The 7953-nt window shown below is 72.8% G+C and carries 4 protein-coding genes; 1 reads left to right on the top strand and 3 read right to left on the bottom strand.

The genetic code is table 11. The features are described 5' to 3' along the window. Positions 1-36 precede the first annotated feature (36 nt). The 3 genes from fxsT to AOK23_RS27500 form a co-directional block, all read right to left on the bottom strand. Positions 37-2589, bottom strand: a complete 2553-nt coding sequence (gene fxsT, locus AOK23_RS27510; protein ID WP_055715312.1) for an FxSxx-COOH system tetratricopeptide repeat protein — start codon at positions 2587-2589, stop codon at positions 37-39. Then, a complete protein-coding gene (locus tag AOK23_RS27505) occupies positions 2586-4523 on the bottom strand; it encodes a VMAP-C domain-containing protein (protein WP_055715311.1) in 1938 nt (645 codons plus the stop codon). The genes fxsT and AOK23_RS27505 overlap by 4 nt, the downstream gene beginning before the upstream one ends. Before the next feature lie 130 nt (positions 4524-4653). Continuing rightward, entirely contained in the window at positions 4654-6141 is a 1488-nt protein-coding gene (locus AOK23_RS27500; RefSeq protein WP_055715310.1) for an MFS transporter, read from the bottom strand. 436 nt (positions 6142-6577) lie between these two features. Here AOK23_RS27500 and AOK23_RS27495 point away from each other — a divergent pair. After that, positions 6578-7953: hypothetical protein (locus AOK23_RS27495; protein WP_063791412.1), on the top strand; the 1376-nt coding region annotated here is incomplete at its 3' end.

Genomic DNA, 7953 nt, shown 5'->3' with positions numbered 1-7953 from the left:
GTGGGTGGGGGGCGGGGTTCATGGGCCGGGGCGGGTTCATGGGCCGGGCGATGCTTGCTCCAGGCATCGCCGCATGGCTTCCAGCTGCCGGCGGCGCGGTTCAGGTCTTGTGTGCCAGCTCTGCGCGGCCAGTTCGGCGATCGTCGCCGCGACGTTCCGGTCTCCGTGGGTGTGATGATGCCGGACCGCGGCGACGACCAGGTCACCCACGTCGTCGCGTTCGCTGGCCAGTGCGTCGACGAGGTTCAGGCGCCGGCTGATCTCGGTCATCGGCAGACGGCTCTCGGGCGCCGTGGGGTCGTCCGGTACGGCCGTGGCGAGGAGGCACAGGACCGCCTCGCCTGCCCGCCGGCGCTCGTACTCCTCCATGAAGGTGTGGCGCACCACCAGTTGGAGGACCCGGTGCACCTCGATGGTCCGGGTGTCCTTGTCGACGGTGGCGAGGCCGGCGTCGCCCAGACGGTAGAGGGCCTGGTGCAGTTCGACCGCGCCGCGCAGCACATGACCCGGACCGAGCGGCATCTCGCGTCCCACTCCGGCGAACAGCAGATCCTGAGGGACGGGCCCCGCCCCGAGGAAGCAGAGCAGATGGAGCAGGTCGACGGCGTCCTGTGCCCCGTCGCGCAGCGAGTCGAGGGTGACCTGCCAGCTCGCCGCGACCGGCAACGGGTATTCGGGCAGGGGCCTCTCCCGTAGCAGCATGGCGCAGATCTCGTCGAACTCCGCCAGATGACCCGCGACGTCCAGGCCGGGACCCGCCAGCGAGCACCCGAACTGCACGAGGACCAGGGGAAGATCCCCGGCCTTCTCGGCCAAGGCGTCGGCGTCCTCGTCGGAGAGATCGGCGACCAGGCGGTGCAGCAGTTCCTTGCTCTCCGGACGCTGGAACGGTGCCACCCGCAGGTACGGCATCCGGATGGTCCAGCTGATGCTTCGGCTGGTGACGATGACATGCCCTCGCCCGCGGGGCAGCAGGGGCCCGAGGCGTTCGGGGGACTCCGCGTTGTTCATCACCAGCAGCCATCCGCTGCGCGTACGGCCGTTGCGGAGGCGGTCGAGCACGGCCTCCGCCGGTACGGCACCGCCCGGGTCCGGTGTCATCCCGAGCGCGGTGCCCAGCTGTTCCAGCGACTGCCGGGCCTTCGCCGCGTCCCCTGCCTCGACCCACCAGACGAAGTCGTAGTCGTCGCGGTGGCGGTGCGCGTACTCGAGCGCGGTCTGGGTCTTCCCGACACCGCCCTCTCCCTGGAGTACGCACAGGTCGTTGCCTTTGGCCGCGAGGGTGTCCCGCAGGTCGCGCAGCAACGCGTCCCGGCCGGTGAAGCTGTCGTTCCTGGCCGGCAATCTCTCATCCGTCACACGGAGTTCGGGCCCGGTGCCGTTGTCGCGCGGCGGCTCGGGCGCCGCGCGTGGGTCCTCGTCCGTCTCGGCCCAGCCGTGCCGGAGGGTCCAGGCGTCGGGGGGCAGGAACTCGTCGGCGACGGTCAGGGCGCGGGTGACGTCCGACCGGCCCAGCTCCCGCATGAGCACCTCGCCGGCGCCCGGCCGGAAGAAGTAGGCCCGACGGCCCGCAGTGGCGGTGTCATATGCCGGTGCGGGAACGAACAACCCGCTGAGGAACGCCTCCGCGACGGAGAAGTCACCGGTGTCGGGCAGGAGTCGGTGCCGCATGCCGCGGAGCAGCGGGACGGTGACGACCGGCGCCACCGTCAGCAGCGCGGCCAGGCGGACGGAGTCCGGTTCGGCCGTGCGCAGGAACCGACGGGCCGCATCGCGCCCTGCCTGAGGAGTGCCCCGTGCGGCGCCCCCCGCCGCCGCGGTCCCCGCGGCCCCGGTCCTGGGCGGTGCGCCCCGGGTCCGTGTGCCGTCGGGGGCCGACGGTTTCTCGTCCACGAGGAGGCCGATGCCCTGGTGCCAGGCGCCGTCCGCGCCCGTCACCAACTCGGCCCAGGCACGCACGGAGTGCAGATTCAGTGCGATCACCGGGACGGCACCGCCCACGGCCACCGGTCCGGCCGGGGACGACCACGGGCGGTGCCGCAACCGCCCGGCCGGGCCTCCCGGGCTGGGGTTGCTCCATTCGACGTCGACGACGGGGGTGCCGGTCCGGCCCCACAGCCGCTGCGGCAGCAGCTGGACGACGGCCACTGCGGACGTCCGGCTCCACTCGTGGAGGAGTGCGGTCATCCTGCCGTCACGCCATGCGTGCCCCAGACAGTCCGTGGCCAGTAGCAGCACCCGCCGGGTCGCCCTACCGGCCCCGTCGGCGCCCGCCACGCCAGGGGGCGGGGAATCCGGTGCCGAGGTGTCGAGTTCGTCGACCCGCACACTGCGGAAGGGCGCCTGGCGGGTGACCGAGAGGAAGTCCCGCACGGTGTCGTCCCACAGGTCCATGGAGGGGGCGCGGTCGACCACCACGTGCAGGTCGTAGCGGCGCTCAGCGGCAGGAACGGGGAACTCCAACGGGCCGCGGTAGCCCTCAGCGGGATCGAGCGCTCCGGGATCTCCGGGGAAGCCGCCGGCCGTCGGCCGGTCGAAAGCGCTGAGCGCGTGCAGCAGCGCCGAGCGGCCGGCGGGTCCCCGGCTCATGATGCCGGGAAGGGGTCGAGGAGCGGTGGTTCCGGCGCCGCCGACCGCGGGTCGTCATAGAGCAGGACGATGCTGTCCGCCCAGGCCTCGACGTTCTCACGGCGTAGGGCGAGAACGGCTTCGGGCAGGGCCGCGAGGTCCGTGTGCGCGACCAGTTCCTCGATCCGGGCCTCGATCTCCGCGTCTCCCGTCCGGGACCAGATGGCGACGGTGACCCCCGCGGCCAGTGCGGCGTCGAGCGGTCGGGGCGCGGACGGCTCCATCTCACCGCGGGGGTCCACGCACAGGACGCGACGGCCGCTTCCCTCCAGCCATGTCGACGGGGAGCGGTCCTGCTGTGTGACCAGTCTCTTCCACCGTTCGCGCCAACCGGGTTCGACGTCGCCGCTCCTTCGGCCGACGCGTACGGTGACCGGGTGGAGCATGCCGATGCTCCGTCCCTCGGCAGCCCCGTCGGCGGACCAGGACTCGACGTCGAGTTCCAGGAGGCGACGGGGCAGTTCGAACTCGACCCGCAGTCTGTCCCTGTCCCCGCCCAGCCGTCTGGTGGCGTCTCGGAGGGTGTCCTGGACGAGTTCCTGCACCGCTGTCAGCGGTATCGGCTCGTCGCTGCCGCCGAGCGGCACCGGATCCCTGTCGGGGTCCGGCAGGAGCCGGGCGACCGCCTCGTAGCGTCCGGGTTCCCAACCCGCCTCCGTCAGCGTGAACTTCAGCACCGCCGGTCCGCTGCGCCGCTTCGGCCCCGCGCCGCCCGGAGGCACGTCGATCCCCAGCCGTTGCGCCACATCGCGGACCCACAGGAACAGTTGGAAGTGCGTCATGGGCGCCGCCTGCTCCGCGACACCGGAGACGAAGGTGAGCAGGGGGGGCGGCTCGCCCTCCGTGACCGGTGCGTCCTCCAGTTCGACCGCCCGATCCACCAGGGCATCGAGATCGCCGAGTCCCGGCCGCACGCGTGCGGGGTCGGCCGCCCTCGCGAGCAACTCGTGCAGAGACAGACGCTCGGCGGGCAGCAGCAGGGGCTGGGAGGTCAGCTTGTCGACCAGCGTCGTGAACGATTCCAGCTCTACGCTGCCCGGGACGAGCGTCTCCAGGGCCGCGGTCAGGGCGCGCAGGCCGTTCGCGTGGCGCGCGCAGGTCATCACCAACGCCATCAACTGGACACGGGGGACGGGGGATCTCGGCATGGCCTCGGCGATCGCGGGAGGGATGAGCCGGACCAGCAGGTCGACGGCCCCCGGGCCGGCCGGGACCATGGCCTCCGTCAACGCCTCCGCCAGCACGCCCGCATCACGGGCCGTCAGACCGCGTCGGTCGTCGCGCGGACGCCTCACCGGTACGTGGTCCAGGGCGTCCCGCACCGGCAGCATCCATCCCACGGCGCGGGCGTCGTCGTCCTGGCCTGCCGCCAGCAGCATCCCGACCACCGCTCCGGTGTCACTGTCGATCACCGGGGCGCCGCTCATCCCGGGCCGGGGCTCCCGGTGCGTGAACTCGAGCCGGGTCCACCCCGCCGAGCCGACCGCGGGCGTGTTCCGGACAACCCCGTTCCACCGTCGCAGCCCCACGTGCTGGTCGTACCCGTACAGGTGAACGGCGGCTCCGGCCCGGGGGCGGTCCATACGCGATGCGGGGACCGACTGTGCGGCAGGCGCGAGGAGGCTGAGGACCGCCAGGTCCCCCTGCCGGTCGTCCCCCAGCGGCAACCAGCCGCCGGCCATGACCTCCGCTCGAAGATCCGTCAGCAGGGCCGGTAAGCGGACCTGGACCTCGCCTCGCGGTCGATCACCGGACGGTGCGGTGCCGAGAGCGTCGGCGACCACATGCGCGCAGGTCAGCACGAGGTTACGGGTCAGCATGAAGCCGGACCCGGTCACCCGGCCCGTGGAGTCCTTGATGACGACGGTCTGGTCGCGGGACTGCTCATCGGCCACGACGCCCCTCCCCGTGCAGGCCTTCGGGTGCCGATTATGCAGTTCACCCGGTGCGCTGTCAGGGGAAAGCGGAGTCGGAGGGCGGAGCACCGCCCGCCACTCTCGTCATGGGCCGCGCCCCGGCGCCCCCCTACGCCGCGCCGCCCGGTCCCGCCCCGTCCCCCTTCAGGCGTTCCAGGTCGGACGGGCGGACCTGGATGGCGAGGACGGCGATGAGCGCGGCGACCACCGTGAAGATCGCGGCCATGACGAACGCGGCCGAGACGCCGGCGGTGAGGACCTCGTCGCTGTAGGGCGGCGGGAGTTGGCCGGTGCGTTCGAACTGGAGGCGTTCGAGCGGGGTCGCCTGGGAGAGGAAGCGGGGGATCTGTTCCTCCGCCTCGTTCGTGCTGGCCGTGCCGTACATGGTGACGAGGATGGACAGGCCCAGGGAACCGCCGACCTGCTGGGTGGCGTTGAGGAGCCCGGAGGCCGCGCCGGTCTCCTGGGTGGCGACGTTGGACAGGGCCATCAGGGTCAGGGAGACGAACTCCATGCCCATGCCCAGACTGAACACCAGCATCGGGCCGAGCACGCTGCCGGCGTACGTGGAGTGCACGTCGGTCAGGGTCAGCCAGCCCAGGCCGACCGCCGCGAGGATCGCGCCCACCACCATGAACGGCTTGGGCCCGTACACGGGCAGGAAGCGCGACGCCAGCCCGGCGCCGATCGCGATCACCGCGCTGACCGGCAGGAACGCGAACCCGGTGGCCAACGGGCTGAAGTCCAGCACGTTCTGCACGAAGAGCGTCAGGAAGAAGAACATGCCGAAGATGGCGGCTGCGAGGCACAGCATGATGCCGTACGTGCCCGCCCGGTTGCGGTCGGCGAACATGTGGAGCGGGGTGATCGGCTGCCGGGAGCGCTTCTCCACCAGGACGAACAGCAGGAGGAGGACCACGGCGCCCGCGAACGACGCCAGCGTCAGGGCGTCCCGCCAGCCCTCCTGGGCGGCGCGGATGAACCCGTACACCAGGAGCACCATGCCCGCGGTGGAGGTCAGCGCGCCGGTGACGTCGAAGTGGCCGGGGTGCCGCTCGGACTCCCGGATCCAGCGGGGGGTGGCGAGCACGATGAGCAGGCCGATCGGCACGTTGACGAACAGCACCCACCGCCAGTTGAGCCACTCCACGAGGACACCGCCCGCGAGCAGTCCGATCGCGCCGCCGCCCGCCGAGACCGCCGCGAACACGCCGAACGCCCGGTTGCGTTCGGGGCCTTCGCGGAAGGTCGTGCTGATCAGGGCGAGGGACGTCGGGGAGGCGATGGCGCCGCCGACACCCTGGAGGGCGCGGGCGGCGAGGAGTTGACCGGCGTTCTGGGCGAGGCCCCCGAGGAGGGAGGCCAGGACGAACAGCAGGACGCCGAAGACGAAGACACGGCGTCGGCCGAGGATGTCACCGGCCCTGCCGCCGAGCAGCAGCAGACCGCCGAACGTGAGCGTGTAGGCGTTCACCACCCAGGCCAGGCTGGTGGTGGAGAAGTCCAGGGAACGCTGGATGTCCGGCAGCGCGATGTTCACGATCGTGATGTCGAGGACGACCATCAGCTGGCAGGAGGCGATCACCAGCAACGCCATCGCGCTCCCGCCACCACCCGATTCCCGGGTGGTGGTCTCTACTGGGGAGGTCGACTGGGGATCGCTGCTCATGGCATGTCGCTCGGCACTGATCGGTGGAGGGAAAAGGTCCACTCATGCGTCCGTTGTTCGACCGTACGCCCGTGCCATGCCCCTCACCACTCGAATCATCACTCGAATCGCCCACTCGAACACCTGCCCCCGCGCGCCCTTGGCCGCCGAGCGTCTGCCCCCGCCCGCCCTTGGCCGCCGAGCGTCTGCCGCGGCCGCCCGGCGCACCGACGTGGTCGCACGCGTCGGCGCCACGGGGCAACGCGCGGGGAACCGCGGGTTCGAAAACCTGTACCGGTGTGCGGAGGGTGAGGGCTATGATCGCCGCGATGACGACTCATTCCGTTGACAGAATGGGGGTCCCGTCCGCGCAAGGTGAGTGCTGATGCTCACTCATGTCGCGAACGGGGATTCCCGACTCTCCTTCTGGTCGCGCGTGCGCCGGTTCGCCGTGCCTCCGTCGATGATCGAGACCGCCACCGCCCGCCGAGAGGTCGGCGACTGGGCGGGGGCCTGTGCCGCCGCCGGCATCGACATCGACCTCCATCCGCGTACCGTCGCCCTGCGCCACGGCCAGGACGTCGCCGCCCGGCTACGGGCCGACCTGCGGCATCTCGCTCCGGACCTGCTGCGCTGGCACCTGCCGAGGATCGCCCCCGACGGGCTGCTGCGGCCGGGGCTGACGATCACGCTGGCCCGGTACGGCGCCGAGGGGCGCGCGGGCCCGTACCCGGTGCACCTCGTGGTACGGACCCCGCCCGCCTGGGCGGACGCCGGCCAGCGGATCGGGCTCGCGCTGTGGGACGGATCCGCCGGGTCCCGCTCAGCGCCCGACGCGTGCCGCCACCCGCATCCCCGGCCCAGCCGCCGCTACCGACTCGATCTGCACCGGCATCTGTGGGACGCCCGCAGGGCCCCCGAGCTGCGCCCGCGTTCCGGGTCCGACCAGGCGTCCGCGGACGGCCCGGCCCTCGCGGGCGGGGAGGCGTCGGGGGCCGTGCCACCGGAGTACGGCTGTGCCGTGGGCCGGTGGGCGGACGAGGCGCGGATCGTACTGGCCGCCGAGGGCCGGTCGGGCGGGCCCGTCCTCGTACGGCTCGGGGCGCGGCGCCGACTGCTCCTGCACCTCGACGACGGCCCGGACGGCGCCGGATCGCCCGCCCCGCGGATCGAGGTGGCGTCCGACGGGGACGGGGCCGCCCTCCCCCTGCCTGTGCTGCCCGACGCGGCGACCTGGGTGCCGCCCGATCTGGAGTTGCTGCGCTCCGGGGCGATCGACGCGGACCGGCTGCATCCGCTGGTCGCCTCGGCGCTGGTGCCCGGCCATGTGCCCGTCGGGCCGCCCCGGGCGGCGGACCCCGCCGGGGAGCCGCGTGTCGTGGAGTGCCGGGGGGAACGGCACCGGATCGGGCTGGTCGACGGGGTGCTCGCGCCCCTGGACCACGATCCGGACGAGATCCGGCGGGAGGAACTGCTCGTCGCGCTGACCGGCACTCCCCTGCCCTGCCTCCAGGCGATCGACCGGGCGCACCGCCGCCCGGACGCTCTGTCCGGCGTGCGTGAACGGCTGGACCACGGGGACACCGCCGGTGCGCTGGCCGTCGTCGAGGGTCTGCTCGGGCCCGAGGCGGTGCTGCGCGACGGCCCGCTGCGGGACGAGCTGGAGGCGGCCGCGCGACGGCGGATCACCTACGGGCTGTACCGGACGGGGCTGATGGGGCCCAGCCCGGAACGCATCCGCCGGGACGACCGCCGCCGCCC

Origin of the sequence: Streptomyces torulosus (assembly GCF_001419765.1) — a bacterium.
In the GTDB taxonomy this organism is placed as follows: Bacteria; Actinomycetota; Actinomycetes; order Streptomycetales; family Streptomycetaceae; genus Streptomyces; species Streptomyces torulosus.
This window is presented reverse-complemented; position numbering and strand designations above follow the sequence as displayed.